Here is a 17,176-nt window from a genome sequence, read left to right as displayed (position 1 = left end):
TGCGGAAGTACTCCCGCGTGGGCCTCGGGGGGCTGAATAGGTGATTTCGGCTGCGGAACGGGCTGTTGGGGGCCGTAAGTGGTGCGACGGCGCTTTGGCGGCGGCCTCGGGCTCGCAGTCGCTCTGTCCTGAGTACGGGTACTCAGGACAGAGCGACTGCTTCAGGCCACGATGTTCCCTTGTCGGAGCGAGCAATCGGCTTCGCAGCGGCCCCCGAGGCGGTGGAAATGGATATCGGCGACAAAAGGGTTCAACTCGGCTTCGCCTCATGGGGTGCTGCCGTCAATTCCGGTCAGCATGCGAGCAATTATCCCTGGGATCTTGGCTGGAAATGGCTTACTGTGACGGGGCGATACCACTGTGAAGTCGGTGGCTGCACATGCCCTGTGCTTTGGCCGGACGTCGCGGTCCGCCGTCTTTCCCGGATCGCCGGCCCCGCGAGGGTGACGCTGCACGGGCCCGCAGGGTTAGGGGATGGGGGCCGCGCCACTGGACACGCGGGCCGCCTGAGATCTGAGGCCGAACTACGTCAAGGGGGTTCACGTGGCACGTGTGCTACGACGCAAGAATCTGCTGTGCGCTGCCCTGGTCGCGGCATCGGTCGTGCTGACGGCCTGTTCATCGTCAACGCACAAGGAGGCCACCGCCTCTCCGACGACCCCCGCGGCCACACCGACCGCCACACCCACACCGACAGCGGATCCGACGGCCGACGCGAAGTCGGCGGCACTGGCCGCCTACCAGGGAATGTGGGCGGTAACGGTCAAGGCGTACAACGCCGCCTCGCTGGACGGGGTCGACGACCTGGAGACCTACACCCGCGACAAGGCCCTCGCGAACATCAAAGTGGCGGTGGCCTACTACCAGAAGAACAACCTGGTAGTGAAGGGGAAGCCGCAACTGGCACCCCAGGTCCAGGCTGTCGACCTGGCCTCTACGCCCCCCCGGGCGACGATTCGCGACTGCGTTGACACCTCGAACTTCCTTCCGGTCAACAAGACCACGGGCCAAGCGAGCGAGACAGACGGAGTCCACCGGCACGTCTTCAACTCCGTCGCCCAGCGCGTCGACGGCAAATGGCTGATCGGCGAGTCCGCGATCGACCGGGAGCAGACATGCTAAGACCTTCACGGACCGCCGTCGCCGCAGGGATCCTCTCCGCAGCCACCGCGCTGGTGCCCGCCTCGGTGTCCTGGGCCGACGGCGGGGTGGACTGCCCGCCCGGGGTCTTCGACTGCGACCTCCATGCCGGAGGAGGAGGCGCAACCGGCAACGGAACCGGCGGCAAGCCCGAAGGGGGCGGTGACGGCGGCGGAAGCAGCGGGGGCGGCGCGAAGTGCCTGATCGACGGCGCCGAGGTGGCGTGCTTCGTCGACAAGTACGGGTGGTTCAACCCGGCCGACAGCTGCTACTGGAAGGCCTACGACCCCCAACCCCCGCCGGACAGTGACAGCTGGAAGCTCGCCACAGGTCTGCCCGCTGACTGGAAGCCCGGGCAGGGTGCGCTGTACAACCGGACCTGCCTGGCCAAGGGTGCCGAGCTGATGAGCGGCGCCATATACAGCGCCGCTCCCCCGCCCGGCATGGGCGGCATGGTCGACCCGGCCCAGCTCGCCCAGCAGGCCGTGAACAGCATGAAGCTCACGGGGGCCGACATCGGCATCGCGCCGAAGCCGGGCTCGACGACCCTGGTCGGCCTGCCGGTGTGGCTCTGGACGAACGTCTCGGACACCACATGGGGCCCCAAGTCGGCCTCCGTGTCCGCCGGCGGCGTCACGGTCACGGCGACCGCGCACGTGGACCGCATCGTCTGGACCACGGGTGACGGCGCGACCGAGACCTGCCGGACCCCAGGCAAACCGTACCTGCCGGAGTACGGCACCCAGCAGCCCGAGTGCGGGCACACCTACATCAAGGCCGGCCAGTACGCGATCAACGCGACGAGCAAGTGGATCGTCGACTGGACGGCGACCACGGGCCAGATCGGCCGCATCACCACCGACCGCCAGGCGGCGGCCGCGGTGGCGATCGCCGAGGCCCAGGCCCTGAACACGCACTGACCTTCGGCCCCGTCCGGCCGCCGACTTCGCAAGGTTTGAGGATTTCTGATGGCACCAACGTTGACGAGGCAGCGGCGCGCTCCGGCCGGTGACGCCGCGAAGGACGAGAAGAGCGGCCCGCTGCCCGTGGCGGATCCCGGGCCGCGCCGCAGCCGCCGGCCCGCACTCGTGGCCGTGGGTGTGGCCCTGGCCGCGGTCGCCGGTCTGACGGCCGGCTACATGGTCGACCGGGCGGGCAACCGGGTCGAAGTGATCGCGGTCGCCCGGCCCATTCCCGCGGGAAAGGTCATCTCGGCCGACGATCTCAAGAGCGTCTCGGTCAGCATGGACCCGGCGCTGCACCCGGTGCCGGTCGGGCGCGCGCACGACATCCTCGGAAAGGCCGCGGCCGCCGACCTCCCGGCGGGCACGCTGGTCACGGATGACTCGGTGCGCGCCGGCCAGCCGCTGCGGGCGGGCAAGGACACCGTCGGTGTGCTGGCCAAGGTCGGTCAGCTGCCGGCGCAGTCGCTGCAGGCGGGCGACGAGGTCCAGGTGGTCTCCACCCCGGGCGCCCAGGAGGACAAGGCCTCCCCCGCCGCGCGCCCGTCGACGATCGGGGCCGTCGTGCTGCAGGTCGGCGAGCCCGACCCGAACGGTGCCCGTGTCGTCGACCTCGCGGTCAACCCCGTGGACAGCCCGGTAGTGGCGTCATGGGCCGCGACCGGCCGCATCGCCCTGGTGCTGAAGGCGAGGCCCTGATGGCCGTGATCGCCCTGACCAGCGCGAAGTCCTGCGGGGTCACCACGAGCGCCCTGGCCCTGGCCCTGGCCAGTCCCAAGCGGACCCTGCTCGCGGAGTGCGACCCGGCCGGCGGCAGCATCCGCACCGGATACCTGCAAGGCCACGCCACCGCCGCCGTCGGCCTGCACCGCCTGGCGACGGCACAGCGCGACGGCACCCTCGCCGAGGTCTTCGAGCGCCACCTCGTCTCCCTGGACCAGCCCGGCCACCGGCTGCTGCTGCCCGGTCTGACCGACCCGACCCAGGCACCGTCCCTGGCCGGTACCTGGGAGCCGTTGCACAGCCTCTTGCGGGTGATGGAGGAGGACGGGTACGACGTCCTGGTCGACGCCGGACGGGTGGCGGTCGAATCGGCCACCAACGTCAACGCCACCTACTCGCCCGCCCCGCTGCTGCGCCGTGCCGATCTGGTGCTGTTGGTGGTGCGCGCCACCACCCAGTCGGTGGCCGCGGCCGTGCCCGTGGTGCGGGTCCTTCGTGAGGACCTGGACCGCCGGGGCACCGGCTCCGGCGCCCTGGGGTTGCTGCTGGTCGAGGACGGGCCGTTCAAGGCCAATCAGATCGCGGGCAACCTGGGCGTGCCGGTGGTCACCACCCTGCCCTACGACGTTGCGACGGCCTCGGCGCTCAGCTCGGGCGGCTCGGTGCGCGGCCGGTTCGAGCTGGCCCCGCTGATCCGGGCCGGCCGGTCGGCACACGAGCAGCTCACCGTCGCCGCGACGCGCCGCCGCGTCCAGCTCGCACCGCGCTCAGCTCCGGAGGCAGCCCGTGTCTGACGTCATCACCCCGCCCCCGGGCGCCGACGCCACACCCGGTTCCCGTACCGAGCGCTTCCGTGACGCCCTGTTGAACGGGCACGGCGGGGAGGGCTGGCACGTCGTCACCCCGCCCGCACCGGCCGAGGCCCCTGTCTCGACGCCTGCGCGCGAGGCCGTGCCGGCCTCCGTGCTCAGGCCCGGCCCGGTCCTCGTCGAGGACACCGGCGCACTGCCCGTGCCGTACGAGGAGATCGCGAAGCTGCGCTCACGGGTCGCCGAGCAGCTCGCCACCGCCACGGCCTCCGCCCCCGGCATGTCCCGGGCGGACCGGCTCCAGCTCGGCCAGTCGCTGGTCAACAGCACCGTCAGCGTGTGGGCCACCGACTACGCCGCCACGGCGGGTGCCCTCACCCAGGCCGGTGAGCAGGCCGTACGCAAGTCCGTTCTCCAGGAGCTGTTCCAGGCCGGCCGTCTCCAGCCGCTGCTGGACGACGACACAGTGGAGAACATCCTGATCGCCGGCGACCGGGTGCGGGTGGACTACCGGGACCGGCCCTCCCGGGAGGTGGGCCCCGTCGCCGAGTCCGACGCCGGGCTCATCTCCCTGGTCAACCAGCTCATCCGCACGCAGGGCCAGAGCGAGCGCAGCCTGACGCCCGCGAGCCCGATGCTCAACTCGCGGCTCGCCGACGGCGCCCGGCTCGCGGCGACCGCCTGGGTCAGCGACCGCCCCCACGTGGTGATCCGCCGTCACCGCACGCGATCGCAGACGCTGTCGGACCTGCGGGCCTGGGGCACGGTGGACACCGCACTGGAACAGTTCCTGCGGTCCGTCGTCAAGGCCCGCAAGAACGTGATCATCGCCGGCAGCCAGGGCGCGGGGAAGACCAGCCTGATGCGGGCCATGGCCCTTGAGATCCCCAGCACCGAACGCATCGGCACGCTGGAGGGCGAGTACGAGCTCTGGCTGCACGAAGACCCGGACGGCCCCGAGGTCGTGGCACTCGAAGCCCGAGAGGGCAACGGCGAACGCGGCCCCGACGGCCGGCCGACGGGCGAGGTCACCCTCACCGACCTGTTCGAGCAGAGCCTGCGTATGTCGCTGCGCAGGATTCTGGTGGGCGAGGTCCGCGGGGCGGAGGCGCTGCCGATGCTGCGCGCCTTCAACGCCGACGACGGCGGGTCGATGGCCACGCTCCACGCCAAGTCGGCGGAGATGGTCGTCGAACGGCTGGTCGAGCTGGTGGAGGAGTCGGGCAGGACCGAGCAGTCCGCCTATCGGAAGATCGCCCTGTCCATCGACTTCATCGTCTACCTGAGGCTGGTCGACGAGACTGCGGTAGGCGGCAGCAAGCACCGCTTCGTCTCGCAGATCGTGGAGATCACGGGCGTCGGCGAGGGCGGACGCCCGTCCCGGCAGACCATCTTCGGCCCGAAGGAGGACAGCGCAGGCCTGCGCGAACCCCGCGCGGTGCCCCACATGATCCCGCAGTGCATCGGCGACCTGGAGCGCGCCGGCCTCGACCGGCGCATCTTCCAGCAGCCCTGGGGCGCCTGGGAGCAGCCGCTGAGGACGGTGACCCGCCTGTGACGATCACTCCTGACATCCTTGTCGCCGCCGTCTGTGCGAGCGCCGCCGTGCTGGGCGTCGGCCTGGCGGTGGCGGGTGCTGTGGGGACGAGCGCACCGGCCGTCTCCCGGCCCGAGGGGGCGCTGAAGAGGCGGCTGCGGGTTGCTGCGGCCGGCGTCCGAGGACGGGGCCGGGTGATGCTCGGTGCCGCCGGGGTCGCGGGCATGGCCGTGTGGCTTCTGAGTTCGTGGCTGCTCGGAGGTCTTCTGACCGCCGCCGCCGTTCTCGGGCTGCCCTGGATCCTGCAGCCCGGCCGTGGAAGCAAGGACCAGATCAAGCGCCTGGAGGCGCTCGAACAGTGGGTTCGGCGTCTGAGTGACATCCACACCGCCGGCACCAGCCTGGAGGCGGCCGTCGCGGCGAGCCTGCGCAGCACGCCGCCGGGGCTGGTCCCCGAGATCTCGCGGCTGACGTCGCGCCTCGGTGCGGGGTGGCAGCCGAAGGAGGCGTACCGGGCGTTCGCCGCCGAGATGGACGACGCGACCGCCGACGCCGTCGCCGCGTTGATGATCGGCCACGTCGAGGACCGCGGCGCGGGTCTGAGCAGGGCGCTGGGCAAACTCGCCGACCAGGTCGCCGAGGAGGTGCGGATGCGCGCCAAGGTCGAGGCGGAGCGCGAGAAGCCGCGTGCCAACGCGCGCTGGGTCTCGCTGATCTGTCTGGGCGTCTTCACGCTGTCCGTCATCTCCGGCAGTTACGTCGAGCCCTACAGCTCGCCGTTCGGCCACCTGTTCCTGCTCGGCCTGGCGGCCTCGTTCGCCGGGGTGCTGATCTGGATGCGCCGCATCGCCCTGCCCAAGCCGGCCCCGCGCTTCCTCGCCCCGCCGACCCAGGAGGTCGAGGCACCGTGATCGCCAACGCACCCGCCATCGCCGCGGGCGCCCTCACCGGCCTGGGCGTCGCCATCGCCATCGCCGGGGCGACCCGGGCACGGCCCGACCTGGGCGATGTGCTGCGCCGCGTGGACGCCCGCCGCCTGGAGAACCTCGACCCCAGGCCGGTCCGGATCGCCGACTCCGTGCTGGAGCGGCTCGGCGGCCGGCTTCTCGGTCAGCTCGGCGAGGGCGTGATCCGGCTGCCGCGACGGGACCTCGAACTGCTGGGCCGCACCCCGGCCCAGCACGTCGGGCACAAGATCGGATTCGCCATCCTGGGCCTGCTGTTCCCGGCGCTGGTGCCCGCCGTCGTCACCCTGGCCGGCGGTCACCTGCCGTTCGCGGTCCCGGCGCTCGTGGCTGTGGGGCTGGCCGGCCTGGCCTGGCTGGTCCCCGACCTGAACGTCCGTGAGGAGGCCGGCGAGGCACGCCGCGAGTTCCGGTTCGCCGTCGCCTCCTACCTGGAGCTGGTGTGCCTTGAGCGTGCTGCCGACGCCGGCCCCAGCGAGGCCCTGCGCAAGGCCGCCGCGATCGGCGAAGGCTGGGTCTTCACCCGGCTGCGCGACGCCCTGACGCGAGCCGAGCTGGGCGGCCTGCCTCCGTGGGAGGGCCTTCGGCAGCTGTCCGACGAGCTCGGCGTGCCGGAACTCGGCGCCCCGGCCGACATCATGGCCGTCGCCGGTGAAGAGGGCGCCTCCGTCTACACCACTCTCCAAGCACAGGCGGCCAGTCTGCGTGGCTCGCTGCTCGCCGACGAGCAGACCCGCGCGAACATCGCCAGCGAGAAGATGATCATTCCCGTGACGGCGCTCGTCCTGATCATGTCCCTCTACATCGGCTACCCCGCCATCGCGCGGATCATGGCCGCCTGACCACCCTCCTCCCTTTCCGAAAGGACTTCGCCATGCCCGAGTTCCCGGACCCCGTCACCCAGTCGTTCCTCGTCCACATGAGGCACCAGGTCTACCGTCTGCGCGCCGCGCGCACGAAGGGCGACCGCGGCGGGATGTCCATCGAGACCGCGATCATCGTCGGCGTCCTCGTCCTGCTGGCCATCGGCCTGGGCACCTTCCTGAGCACCAAGCTCACCGAGAAGGAAAACGCCATCAAGTAGCGGCCACCGCCCACCACCCTCACCCCCGCGCAGGAGCAGTCAGTGCCCACACCACGCCCGGCCCCCCGGGCCCGCCGAAGGCCTCGCCGCCGCGGACCCGGCGGGGACCGCGGCGCGGTCAGCCTCGAACTGGCCATCGTCTTCCCCATCGTCATGATGACGATCTTCGCGATCATCCAGGCCGGGCTCTGGTACCACGCCCGCAACGTGGCCCTGTCCGCGGCCCAGCGCGGTGTCGAACGCGCCCGCGTCCAGGGCGCGAACATCGGCCAGGGCACCGCCGCCACCACCGACTTCCTCAACCGGGCCGGCTCATCCATCAGCGACCGCAGCGTGACCGGCACCGACGGCGCCACCGTACGCATCGAGGTCAGCGGAACAGTCAGCACCTGGATCCCCGGGCTCAACCTGCCCGTACGCCAGCACGCCTCAGCCGCCCGCGAACGGGTGACCGCCCCGTGAACCGCCCCCGCCGCCGCCCCCGCCGCCGGCCACGCCACCGCCAACGCCCCGCCACGCCCCACCGCCGCCGCCGCGGCGACCGGGGCAGTGTGAGCCTCGAACTCGCCATCCTCGCGCCCGTCCTGTTCGCGATGCTGCTCACCGTGATCGCAGCCGGACGCGTCCACCTGGCGCACAACACCGTCGACGCCGCAGCCCGCAACGCCGCCCGCGCCGCCTCCCTGGAACGGGACGCCGCCACCGCCCGCACCGCCGGCAACCGCGTCGCCCAGCAGACCCTCCAGGACCAGGGCCTCACCTGCGCCAGCCTCACGGTCGACATCCCCACCACAGGCTTCCACGCCCCGCTCGGCACGCCCTCCCGTGTCACGGTGACCGTCCGCTGCACCGTGGCCCTGTCCGACCTCGCCCTGCCGGGCCTGCCGGGAAGCACCACGGTCAGCGGCTCCTTCACCTCGACCATCGACGCCTACCGGGGACGGCCCGCATCATGACGACCAGTGCCCGACGTCCGGGACCGGCCCGGCGACGAACCCGGCAGCGGCCCCGCGGCGACCGAGGCAGCCTCTCGCTGTTCGTCGCGGTCGCGGCCGCGACCATCATGCTGCTCATCGCGCTCGTCATCGACGGCGGCGGCAAGCTCAGGTCGCTGAACCACGCCGAGTCGGCCGCCCAGGAGGCCGCCCGCACCGGCGCGCAGGCCGTCAACGCCGGCCAGGCGATCTCCGGCGGCGGTATCACCGTCGACCGCACCGCCGCCCAGAACGCCGCCCTCGCCTACCTGCGCGCCGTCGGCGCCACTGGCACAGTGAGCTGGGGCGCCGACGGATCGATCAACGTCGCCGTCACCGAGACCTACCACCCCTACTTCTGGCCCGGCGACATGACCGTCACCGGGCGAGGCAGCGCCACGCTGATCGTCCAGGGAGGCTGACCCCCATGCCCCGCCGAACCGTCTCCCGACTCGGGGCAGCCCTACGGGGCCTGCTCTCCCTCGCCCTCCTGCTTGCCCTGCTCGTCGCCGTGCCGGTCCTGCTGTGGAAGACCGGCGCGCTGCCTCACCAGGTGCCGAGCTGGGACGACGTCACCAACGCACTCACCAGCCCCGACAACGGCTCCCTGTTCCTGGGCGCACTCACCCTGATCGGCTGGGCCGGGTGGCTCAGCTTCGTCTTCTCCACCGTCGTCGAAGCCGCGGCGCTCCTGCGCCGCCGCCGCGCTCCGCGGGTCAGGGCCCTCGGCGCAACGCAGCGCCTCGCAGCCGGCCTGGTGGCCGGAGTCGCGTTGCTCCTGCCGACCAGCGCCGCGTTCGCGGCACCTCAGGAGGCCTCAGCGGCACCGGTCACCGCCACGGCACCCGCCATCACCGGCACGGCCCAGCACACAGCCCCCGCTTCGCCCGAGGCCTGGGCCGGCCCCGTCCACCATGTCGTGTCCGGCGACACCCTCTGGGACCTCGCCCAGCACTACCTCGCCGACGGCACCCGCTGGCACGAGATCGCCGACCTCAACCCACAGATCAACACGGCGGACCTCCTCCAGCCCGGCATGATCCTGCGCCTGCCGGCCGATGCGGAAGCCCACCACCCGGCGCAGGCCGCACCGGCCCAGACACCCCAAGCCGCGCAGAGAGGGCACACCGTCACGGTCCGCCAAGGCGAGACGCTCTCCGGGATCGCCGAACGCGAACTCGGCGACGCGGACGCCTACCCGCAACTGTTCGACGCGACCCGAACAACCGATCAGCCACGTGGCGGCCACCTGTCCGACCCCGACGAGCTGGAACCGGGCGACGTGATCGTGATCCCGGGCCCCGTGGACGTCCCCAGCCAGCCGCAGCCCGCGAACGCCCCACCCCAAGCGCCTACCCAGCCCTCCACCGGACCCGCGCAGCACAACCCCGCGCCCGCCGGCGCCCCGTCCGCATCCGCACCGGCTCCCGAGGCCACGCCCTCCGCCACGGCCCCGACGCCAGGACACAGCGCCCCCGAGCCGACAGCCCCGAAGGCCGCCGCCCCCTCACAGGCACCCGCCGCCCCTTCCCTCCCGGAGCAAGCCACCCAGGCAACACCCGCGCCGGCACCGCCCGGCACCGCTCAGGACCACAGCACGGCACCGGTCTCCGTCCAGCAGGGCGTGGGCGGGATCGCCGCCCTGCTCGGCGCAGGCGCCCTGGCCGTCCTCGCCGCCCGCCGCCGCGCGCAGCAGCGCGACCGGCGACCCGGCCAGCAGATCGCCATGCCGCAGGAGACCAGCCAGACCGAGATGGTGCTCGACCGCACCTCCTCCCCCGTCCTGGTTGACCTCCTCGACCGGGCGCTGCGCACCCTGGCCCACCAGCACCCGCAGGACCTTCCGCAGATCATCGGCGCGCGGGTCCAGCAGGACCGGGTGGAGATCCTGGTCGAGGACGCCGGCACCGAGGCTCTGGCTCCCTTCAGCGACCGGCCCGGCGGGTGGTGGGGCGTGCGCGGCGACCGCGCCGTCCTCCTGGACGCCGGCGAGGCCCGCGCCGTCCCTGCCCCCTACCCGGGCCTGGCCACCATCGGAACCGCCGCCGACGGCACCCTGCTGCTGGCGGACCTTCACCACGCCCGGGTGCTCCTCCTGGACGGCGACGAGCAGAACGTGCGCGAGGTCGCGCGCGGCATCGCGATGGAGGCCGGCACCGCGCTGTGGGCCGACCACGCCGAGATTATGACGGTGGGCTTCGGCCTGGAGTTGCAGCAGCTCCTCCCCGCGTGCCGGACCATGTTCGTCCCCCGTCTGACCACCGCGACCGCCGACCTGGCTCGGGTGATGGTCGAGCTCCACCAGGCCGAGCACGAGGGCGGCGAGCCGCCGCAGCCCTGGACGGTGGTGTGCTCCACCGTCCCCTCGCCGGACGAGCTGTACGAGTTCGCCGACGTCATCGGCAAGGTCCCCGCCGGGGTGCGCGTCGCAGCGATTCTGCCTGCGGCCGGCCCGACGCGTGACCTGTTCCCGGACGCCGAGGTCCTGGACGCCAACCTGGTGACGGAGCTTCAGTCGCTTGAGTCGCTGGACGCCGAGGTCGTGCTCCAGCGCGTCACGGACATGGTCTACCGGCAGCTGACCGCCGACCTGACCACCGCAGCACAGCCGGCCACCCCGGCCGGGGGAGCGTGGACCATGGTCCCGGACCCCGACCGCAAGGTCTTCGGCCCCTCCTCCCTCCAGAAGGGCGGCGACGCGCCCCGCAGCCACCTGTCCCTGCTCACCGCCCCGGCCGACGCGAAGACGACAGGCGATCACGAGCAGCAGGAAGAGACGGTCGAGGAGCAAGCCGAGGAGGAGCAGATGCCCGCCACCACCGCCCCGGCCCGGGCCGACGACGAGCCCCGGACCGCCGAAACCACCGAGCCGGTCGAGCCGGACGCCACCGAGCGGACCGAGGAGATCACTCCCGCCCAGACCGAAGGCCCGGCCGAGACCCCCGAGGCCTCTGCGGACGAAGCCCCCACAGCCTCCGTCACTCACCAGCTCACCAAGGTTCCGCCGCGAGTGAGCGTCGTCCGCGAAGGCGATGCTCCCGCTCCGACAGAGGGCTGCGCGCCGCAGGTACAGGTGCTCGGGCCGCTGCGGATCACCGGGATCGGCGACGCCCCGATCCAGCCGAAGCTGGTACTGCTGGCGGCACTGCTCCTGTTCAAGTCCGACCGGGGCTACGGCGCGATCGCCAACAACATGGACCCCCTCAGCCCGTGGACCCAGTCGACGATGGACACCCACATGTCCCGGCTCCGGCGCCGGCTGGGCGTCGACTCCACCGGCGAGCCGTACCTGCGGCCCAAGCCGAAGGGCGTCGAGCAGTACACCCTCTCCCCCGAGGTGACCTGCGACTACGCCACCTTCAGCTTCCTCGCGCAGCGCGGACTTCCGCACGGCGCTGCCGGAGTCCTGGACCTGGAGGCCGCGCTCGATCTCGTCCGCGGACGGCCGTTCGGCGGGGCCGGCGCCCACACCTGGGCAGCGCCGCTCGTACAGACGATGGTCGGCCAGATCGTGGACACCGCCCACGCCGTGGCCACGCTGCGCATCCAGGACGAGGTTCTCGACATCGAGGCGGCCCGCCGGGCGGTCACTGTCGGGCTCGACGTCGAGCCAGCCGCCGAGGTGCTCTACCGCAGCTGGATGCGCGTCGAACACCGGGCTGGGAACCCTGCCGGAGTGCGAGAGGCCATCGCCCAGGTCCGGCAGATGACCGTCGACATGGGGTGGGACGGAATGCTTCAGGACACGACGGAGCAGTTGATCGTCCGGCTCACCTCGAAGCCCGCCGCCACGGTCCGCTGATCCCCTCACCACCGTAGGCCCGGCCGGTAGTCACCGGCCGGTTCTCCACGAGGCCCTGCCGGCTCCGGCATGCCGCGAAAACAGGGTGCACGGCCGGTCTGCGACCCGGTATGCCTGGATGGTGACCACTCCCAACATCGTCGATCTCGACGACACCACGACCTGGCCGCCCGACCTCGCCGACCTGATAGGTGAACTCGCCGTCTCCGCTCCCGAAGGGCTCGATTCCGCGGGCGATCTCCACAACGTGCTCGGCGAGCACGCCTCCTTCGACGAGCAGGTCCGCACGATGCTTGCAGGGCGCCTCCTACGCACGTACCACGTGACCCGGCTGCTGGACTACGAGGTCGAGGATGTGCGGACGCTCGGGCTGCTGGCCCTGACCGAGACCTCCCTGAAGTCCAGGGTGGCACTCGCCGTGGAGAAAGGGTTTCTCCTGGAGAGCGACCTGCCCGCGCTGGAACAGTCCACGGCGTTCCAGCACGAACGCCCCTCGGTCGCAAGGTCCCGGCTCGGTGAGGTGAGTCTGGCCAGTTCCCGGCAGCCGCTCGCCCAGCCCTGGCCGCTCAAGCTCCTGTCGAAGTGGGGTGGGGAGGTCCGGCAGTTCGGGCCGGTGTCGACCAATGCCGAGTTCGATCGCATCCGTCGGCTGGGCCGGCCGACCCTAGTGGTGGCGGGCATTGACGCATCGACACCGCCGGCCAAGGCCGCGGGCCGGGAACTTCTCTTCGACTTCATCGGCGTGCACCTCAGGCTCAGCGGCAACGGCGTCACCATCCACTACGGCGCCGACATCCCCAACAGGCAGATCCTGGAGATCTGCCACCCCGGCCACGCCGAGTACGACCGGCACACCCACTTCCCGAGGTCGTAGACCGCTTCCCGGGGAAGGCCGACGCGGGCCGCGGTGACCTCCCCCCGTCCCCGGCCGGGACCGCCGATTCCACCCTGGGCACGTACGTAGCGGCCGTTCCGGACTCGGATCGGCCAGGTCCGGAGCCCGCCCCTTGACGGCCCCGTTCGGGCGAATGCCTCATCGGGGAGCTTGGCGATCTGCGATGCTGCGCCCAGCCAGGCAGAGGGTGTGCAGGAGGAGCAACGTGAGTGAGACCGTTACCGATCCATCCGCGCCGACGACCGTGCCCGGCAACCCGGCGCGCCTTCACCTCACCGTGACCAGATCGATCGGCGCCCCGTCGGTCGAGGAGAACGGCAGGAGCGGCACCGGATCAACGTACGGCAGCTGGCCGAGGGGCAGGCGGCGGACCAGTGGCCGGCAGCTCACGACCAGGTGGGTGTGGTCACCATCCGCCGGATCCGCCTGGAACGAGGGGCCGTGGGTACCGATGTCCTGACCGACGTGCGGGAGGCTGAGGTCCTGGAGAAGGAGCTGACCGAGGCGGTGCTCGCGTCCGCGTTCACCCCTCGGGTCGGCCGCAGCCGCCTCGTCCCCGCCGTGCGGGAGACCTTGGGCGAGGGCCCCGGAGCGATCTCGGCGACTTCCTGATCCTCAGCCACCTGTCGGTCAACGAGCCCTGGATCGACACCGGCCTCGACGTCCTGCCGGTCGGTGAACTCCTGGCCCGGATCGGCGGCCCCGCGATCGTGGCGACCGCACCGTCGCTCATGCGCAGCGACCGGGGCCGCGAGTCCTCGACGGCCTCGCTGCGCGCCGCCGGGTTCGTGCCGACGGCGGGGCACACCGTCGTGGCTGACGCCGCGCTCGTACCCGCGCGCTCCGGTCCGGCAGGCCCGGACCTGATCCGGCGCTACGAGGCGGAAGCCGGCCGGTGACCGGCCGGTGCGCCGGACGGCAGCGAAGCGGTCCGGCACCCGTGGGTGCCGGACCGTCGTCGTGGAGGGAGGGTCAGACCCCTGCACTCTCCAGCTGGAGCTGCTCCTGGTCCTCCTGGCTAGGGAGCGGGACCAGCTTCTTGAGGTCCTTGTAGTAGCGCTCCACGCTGCGCAGGCTCACCGGCTGATCCTCCTTGCCCCGCGCCCGCAGGTTGTAGGGGTGCTGGAAGAGGAGGCGACGGAGTTCTTCCGGCCCGGGGTAGCTTCCGTGCTCGGCGACCCAGATGGCGAACCCGATTGCCCACTTCAAGGGGATGTCCATGGCAAGCGCCTGGTCGGCCAGGGCGGAGTCGATGGCTGGAAGCTCGTCCTCGCCCGGACCCTTGGCGGGCGCTGTCCCTTCGGTGCGGGTGGTCTCCGCAAGCGCTGCGGAAGCCTCCCGCGTTGGCGCCTCGGGCTGGCCCGCATCCGCAAGAGCAGTGCGGGCGTCCAGGGGGTCCGACTGCCCGTACGTGGCCGTCGGGTCCGCCTCCGGCTCGGCCCGCATCGCGTGCGCCGGCGCCGAAGCGGTCTCCGCAAAGCCGCCCGCAAGGGCGCTGGCCTGCGATGTCTCGCGATATTCCTGCGCAGGAGCCGGGCTTTGCGGAACGAGGTGTCCCGCATCCGCAAAGGCCTTGCCGCCGGGTCCCGCATCCGCAAAGGAACGCCCGTCGGGCTCCCGCAAAGCGGTCGGCTGGCCGGACGTCGGGCCCGCAAAGCCCTCCCATGCCTCCTCAGGAGCGGACGGTATCTCACCGTCCGCTGGGTCGAGCTCCTTGCGCGGACCGGCGACACTCGGCAACTGGGCCGTATCATCCGGAGCCGGAGCCTGCTGCTTCGGCTGGCCGTCAGCGGCTGCGCGCGCTTCGAAGATCCGGTCCAGCGGACGGGTGGAGACGCCGGCAGCCGCGAGGCCGTCCTCGTAGGTGATCTCCATCGGCACACCCAGCGCAAGCAGGTGCAGCGGCAAGCGCGCGGCAGCGGGCAGCTTCTTCTTCGGACCGACCGGGGAGTCCTTCAACAGGGTGAGGTAGGCGAGGCGGGCCTGCTCCAACCGGACCGCGTCGTCCACACGCCGAATCTCCCACAGCTGCATCCGGCGCCACATCACCCAAGTCTGACGGGGAGCGAGGAGCCAGCGCATCGGCCGGATCTTCTCGATGGACCTGTCGGAGGTGAGCCGGGCGAGCTGGGCGATGGCGTGGCGGCCAGCCTCCGAGATGATCACGAAGATCACGGGGATTACCGCGTGCATGCCCACACCGAGCGGGTCCGGCCACGAGGCGGCCGCGTTGAAGGCAATGGTGGCAACGGTGAACATCCACGCCGTGGGGCGCAGCAACGGGAATGGGATGCGTAGCCAGGTGAGGATCAGGTCGAGGGTGAGCAGGACGATGATCCCGGCGTCCACCCCGATCGGGAAGACCTGGGAGAACTTGCCCATCCCCTTGGCGAGGGCGACATCGCGGACGGCGAGGTACGAGCCTCCGAGGCCGATCGCCGCGAGGAGGAACGCCCCGAGCGCGACGAAGCCGATCATCCACCAGTGGATCGTTTTCAGGACCGGGCGGGCCACGGACTCCCCCATGCTCAGGTGATCAGGTATTCAGGGAGTCACTGTTTCACGAGGTGCTGTCGGTGGTCGAAGATTGGCCGGGCTGAGGGACGTTCGGACCCGTCCTTTGGAGGATTCGGGCACTGAGCGTTAGTGGTTCATTGCCGGGGGTGTCCATGGTCGGTGTCTGTTCGTCCAGGCTGTGGGTGTGGGAGGTGGCTTCTGGATGAGCCTGGTTGGCTTGGAGGTGAGCATCGGTCCCGCCGGATGCTCGGGTGTCGGTCCACCCGGGTACCCTCCTTCGATGATCATCGACCGTGCGGCCGCCATCACCCCTTCGCGATACCAGCGAGCCGATCTGAGGAAGCAGATGGGGTTGGAGATCGCGTCGGCGGACTCCGATGACCTGCTGGCGGCCTGGCTGTGGGTCACGGAGGTCTGGTTCTGCCGGGACTGGGCGGACCAGTCGGTGGAGTTTCACGAAGCCGTCCAGCGGGAGTACTTCGCTCTCAGGCATCGTTGCCGCAACGCCTGGCCGGCCGCTGGCGACGCTTGGGCTCCGTCCGGTGTCAGGGCGGAGGTCCAGGGCGCACTCGATCAGGCCTCGTCGCGGTTGGGCATGCTCATGGAGCGCGCTTCCTCCCTGCGCGGGGAGGCCGTCGCTGCGTGGGAGAGCATGCGCGACGAGGCGGGGCTCGATCCGGTGGCCTACTTCCAGCGCATGGGGACTCGTCGTAGGTCACCTGTCGAGGACGCGGCAGAGATAGGCGCTCAGCTGGAGCAGGGGCGTCGGGAGTTCTCCATGGCGATGCGGAGCCTGCACGAGGCGGTTCACGGAGCCGCGTTGAACGAGCATGCTCGGCGCAATCACGTGGCGACCGGCGAGATCCCTCCGGAGGGTTCGTTCCTCCGCAGTGTTCACTCCGCCGCCAAGGAGCATCGCCTCCGCGTGTCGGCGGAGGTGCTGCAGTTCGAGCGCGCTGAGCTCCGGGCCCGCAAGCGATGGCCGGTGATGCCGGCGCCGATCTCGCTCGACGGCGTTTCCGCTTGGTATCCCGCGAACTCCGCACTGGCGGCCTGCTTGGCCAAGGAGGCGGAGGCGTCGGCGCGCCTGGCGGAACGGGCCGACGAGTTGTGGGACGAGCTGGCGGAGGAGTCGGGCCTGTTGACCGCCGCACGTCCTGATCGTCCGGTTGGGCTGGCGCGCTTCGCCGAGCTGGCAGCGGTGTCGCAGGAGGTGGCTGCGTCCAGGGGCCGGTTCGACCTTTCGATCCGCCAACACGCCGAGGCTGTACACCCCCTCGCGCTCGCCGCCAACCGGCGGTTCGACTGGTCACGGTCGGGGCTGTCCATGTCCAACGACGCCATACGCGCTCTCCATCACCGGGAGTTTGAACATCTGACGGCACGGCTCCTGGCCCGTGATGGATTCACCATCGAGCAGGGCTTCGGCGGGTCGGGGGACATGGGTGCTGACGTCATCGCCGTTTCACCCCGGTCGGGCAGGCGGTTCGTCGTCCAGTGCAAGCACACCTCGGGTGAAGGCAAGGTGGGCACACCGGACCTGCAGCGGTTCAAGGGGACGGTGTGGGATGTCCACCAGGCCGACGTCGCGTTGCTGGTGACCAACGGCGGCTTCTCTCGCAAGGCCACGGCCTTCGCGCTGGAGCACAACATCACCCTGCTGGGCAGGCGGGAGATCGAGCGCTGGGCTGGCGACGGTGATGCCGTGTGGGATCTGCATCCGATGCCGACTGTCGCGCGAATCCGCTGACGCCGTGACCCAACGGGC

The 17,176-nt window shown here is 71.4% G+C and carries 17 protein-coding genes; 16 read left to right on the top strand and 1 reads right to left on the bottom strand.

The genetic code is table 11. The features are described 5' to 3' along the window. Nucleotides 1–543: 543 nt before the first annotated feature. The 15 genes from OG556_RS40675 to OG556_RS40605 all read left to right on the top strand — a co-directional run bounded on the left by OG556_RS40675 (nucleotide 544) and on the right by OG556_RS40605 (nucleotide 13,790). The gene (locus OG556_RS40675) at nucleotides 544–1,122 is read left to right on the top strand and encodes a hypothetical protein (protein WP_371523307.1); all 579 of its coding nucleotides are present in this window, start codon (nucleotides 544–546) and stop codon (nucleotides 1,120–1,122) included. Continuing rightward, nucleotides 1,116–2,060: a hypothetical protein gene (locus OG556_RS40670; protein WP_331731627.1), complete on the top strand. Its 945-nt coding sequence runs from the start codon at nucleotides 1,116–1,118 to the stop codon at nucleotides 2,058–2,060. The genes OG556_RS40675 and OG556_RS40670 overlap by 7 nt, the downstream gene beginning before the upstream one ends. Before the next feature lie 48 nt (nucleotides 2,061–2,108). Further along, entirely contained in the window at nucleotides 2,109–2,801 is a 693-nt protein-coding gene (locus OG556_RS40665; protein WP_331731624.1) for an SAF domain-containing protein, read from the top strand. Continuing rightward, nucleotides 2,801–3,619 carry a hypothetical protein gene (locus tag OG556_RS40660; RefSeq protein WP_331731621.1) on the top strand — a complete coding sequence of 273 codons (819 nt, stop codon included), beginning with the start codon at nucleotides 2,801–2,803 and terminating at the stop codon, nucleotides 3,617–3,619. Before OG556_RS40665 ends, OG556_RS40660 begins: the two co-directional genes overlap by 1 nt. Beyond that, on the top strand, nucleotides 3,612–5,192 hold the full coding sequence (locus tag OG556_RS40655; protein ID WP_331731618.1) for an ATPase, T2SS/T4P/T4SS family: 1,581 nt from the start codon (nucleotides 3,612–3,614) through the stop codon (nucleotides 5,190–5,192). The genes OG556_RS40660 and OG556_RS40655 overlap by 8 nt, the downstream gene beginning before the upstream one ends. Continuing rightward, nucleotides 5,189–6,082, top strand: a complete 894-nt coding sequence (locus OG556_RS40650; RefSeq protein ID WP_331731615.1) for a type II secretion system F family protein — start codon at nucleotides 5,189–5,191, stop codon at nucleotides 6,080–6,082. Before OG556_RS40655 ends, OG556_RS40650 begins: the two co-directional genes overlap by 4 nt. Then, nucleotides 6,079–6,978, top strand: a complete 900-nt coding sequence (locus OG556_RS40645) for a type II secretion system F family protein (RefSeq protein WP_331731612.1) — start codon at nucleotides 6,079–6,081, stop codon at nucleotides 6,976–6,978. The genes OG556_RS40650 and OG556_RS40645 overlap by 4 nt, the downstream gene beginning before the upstream one ends. Nucleotides 6,979–7,010: 32 nt before the next feature. Then, complete coding sequence (locus tag OG556_RS40640) at nucleotides 7,011–7,220, top strand: hypothetical protein (RefSeq protein WP_331731609.1); 210 nt, start codon at nucleotides 7,011–7,013, stop codon at nucleotides 7,218–7,220. 42 nt (nucleotides 7,221–7,262) lie between these two features. Further along, complete coding sequence (locus tag OG556_RS40635) at nucleotides 7,263–7,682, top strand: TadE family protein (protein WP_331731606.1); 420 nt, start codon at nucleotides 7,263–7,265, stop codon at nucleotides 7,680–7,682. 89 nt (nucleotides 7,683–7,771) lie between these two features. Then, nucleotides 7,772–8,176 (top strand): TadE family protein, encoded by a 405-nt coding sequence (locus OG556_RS40630; RefSeq protein ID WP_331731603.1) that lies wholly within the window; start codon nucleotides 7,772–7,774, stop codon nucleotides 8,174–8,176. Beyond that, a complete protein-coding gene (locus OG556_RS40625) occupies nucleotides 8,173–8,616 on the top strand; it encodes a pilus assembly protein TadG-related protein (RefSeq protein WP_331731600.1) in 444 nt (147 codons plus the stop codon). Before OG556_RS40630 ends, OG556_RS40625 begins: the two co-directional genes overlap by 4 nt. Before the next feature lie 5 nt (nucleotides 8,617–8,621). Next, a complete protein-coding gene (locus OG556_RS40620) occupies nucleotides 8,622–11,996 on the top strand; it encodes a LysM peptidoglycan-binding domain-containing protein (RefSeq protein ID WP_331731597.1) in 3,375 nt (1,124 codons plus the stop codon). A gap of 121 nt (nucleotides 11,997–12,117) precedes the next feature. Beyond that, nucleotides 12,118–12,870 carry a hypothetical protein gene (locus OG556_RS40615; protein WP_331731594.1) on the top strand — a complete coding sequence of 251 codons (753 nt, stop codon included), beginning with the start codon at nucleotides 12,118–12,120 and terminating at the stop codon, nucleotides 12,868–12,870. A 462-nt stretch (nucleotides 12,871–13,332) separates the two neighbouring features. Next, a complete protein-coding gene (locus tag OG556_RS40610) occupies nucleotides 13,333–13,503 on the top strand; it encodes a hypothetical protein (RefSeq protein WP_331731591.1) in 171 nt (56 codons plus the stop codon). Between the two features lie 98 nt (nucleotides 13,504–13,601). Then, a complete protein-coding gene (locus OG556_RS40605) occupies nucleotides 13,602–13,790 on the top strand; it encodes a hypothetical protein (RefSeq protein WP_371523301.1) in 189 nt (62 codons plus the stop codon). A 73-nt stretch (nucleotides 13,791–13,863) separates the two neighbouring features. On the opposite strand, the gene OG556_RS40600 is transcribed toward OG556_RS40605, so the two are convergent. Continuing rightward, nucleotides 13,864–15,417 (bottom strand): DUF2637 domain-containing protein, encoded by a 1,554-nt coding sequence (locus OG556_RS40600; RefSeq protein WP_331731587.1) that lies wholly within the window; start codon nucleotides 15,415–15,417, stop codon nucleotides 13,864–13,866. Nucleotides 15,418–15,688: 271 nt separating this feature from the next. Here OG556_RS40600 and OG556_RS40595 point away from each other — a divergent pair, with 271 nt between their 5' ends. Next, nucleotides 15,689–17,158 carry a restriction endonuclease gene (locus OG556_RS40595; RefSeq protein WP_331731585.1) on the top strand — a complete coding sequence of 490 codons (1,470 nt, stop codon included), beginning with the start codon at nucleotides 15,689–15,691 and terminating at the stop codon, nucleotides 17,156–17,158. The last annotated feature ends 18 nt before the right edge of the window (nucleotides 17,159–17,176 follow it).

The organism is Kitasatospora sp. NBC_01300, assembly GCF_041435235.1.
In the GTDB taxonomy this organism is placed as follows: domain Bacteria; phylum Actinomycetota; class Actinomycetes; order Streptomycetales; family Streptomycetaceae; genus Kitasatospora.
This window is presented reverse-complemented; position numbering and strand designations above follow the sequence as displayed.

Bases quoted from the DNA above. Each gene is read 5' to 3' on its own strand.
- OG556_RS40670 (WP_331731627.1), top strand. From the start codon at position 1,116: ATGCTAAGACCTTCACGGACCGCCGTCGCCGCAGGGATCCTCTCCGCA.
- OG556_RS40665 (WP_331731624.1), top strand. From the start codon at position 2,109: ATGGCACCAACGTTGACGAGGCAGCGGCGCGCTCCGGCCGGTGACGCC.
- OG556_RS40660 (WP_331731621.1), top strand. From the start codon at position 2,801: ATGGCCGTGATCGCCCTGACCAGCGCGAAGTCCTGCGGGGTCACCACG.
- OG556_RS40640 (WP_331731609.1), top strand. From the start codon at position 7,011: ATGCCCGAGTTCCCGGACCCCGTCACCCAGTCGTTCCTCGTCCACATG.
- OG556_RS40625 (WP_331731600.1), top strand. From the start codon at position 8,173: ATGACGACCAGTGCCCGACGTCCGGGACCGGCCCGGCGACGAACCCGG.
- OG556_RS40620 (WP_331731597.1), top strand. From the start codon at position 8,622: ATGCCCCGCCGAACCGTCTCCCGACTCGGGGCAGCCCTACGGGGCCTG.
- OG556_RS40600 (WP_331731587.1), bottom strand. From the start codon at position 15,417: ATGGGGGAGTCCGTGGCCCGCCCGGTCCTGAAAACGATCCACTGGTGG.
- OG556_RS40595 (WP_331731585.1), top strand. From the start codon at position 15,689: ATGATCATCGACCGTGCGGCCGCCATCACCCCTTCGCGATACCAGCGA.